Source organism: Streptomyces sp. SID12501 (assembly GCF_010550245.1).
Classification (GTDB): domain Bacteria; phylum Actinomycetota; class Actinomycetes; order Streptomycetales; family Streptomycetaceae; genus Streptomyces.
Genome location: NZ_JAAGLU010000776.1, coordinates 1 through 422 on the forward strand (window position 1 = coordinate 1; position 422 = coordinate 422).

1 pseudogene is annotated in these 422 nt (G+C 76.3%); it reads right to left on the reverse strand.

Annotation, left to right across the window (positions count from 1 at the left end):
- Positions 1-100: 100 nt before the first annotated feature.
- A pseudogene (locus tag G3I71_RS48410) lies at positions 101-422 on the reverse strand (bifunctional methylenetetrahydrofolate dehydrogenase/methenyltetrahydrofolate cyclohydrolase); the annotation flags it as partial.

The window sequence follows — 422 nt, forward strand, 5'->3', positions numbered from 1 at the left end:
GTCCGTCCCCGTAGCGGCGCCGGTACCGGGCTCCGGGCGCGTGCCCGGTCCGCCCGGCTCCGGCTCGCCCCCGGCGGTCGGGCCGCCGTCCGCGTCGTGCTCAGCCCGCACTGGTGATCCGCTCCGCCGCCTCGACCACGTTCACCAGCAGCTGCGCGCGGGTCATCGGGCCGACGCCGCCCGGGTTGGGCGAGATCCAGCCCGCCACCGCGGCGACGCCCGGGTGGACGTCCCCGACGATCCTGCCGTCCTCGTCACGGCTGACGCCGACGTCGAGCACCGCCGCGCCCGGCTTCACGTCCTCCGGCTTGACCAGGTGCGGCACGCCCGCCGCCGCGACGATGATGTCCGCCTGTCGCAGCAGCCCGGAGAGGTCGCGCGTACCGGTGTGGCACAGGGTCACGGTGGCGTTCTCGGACTTG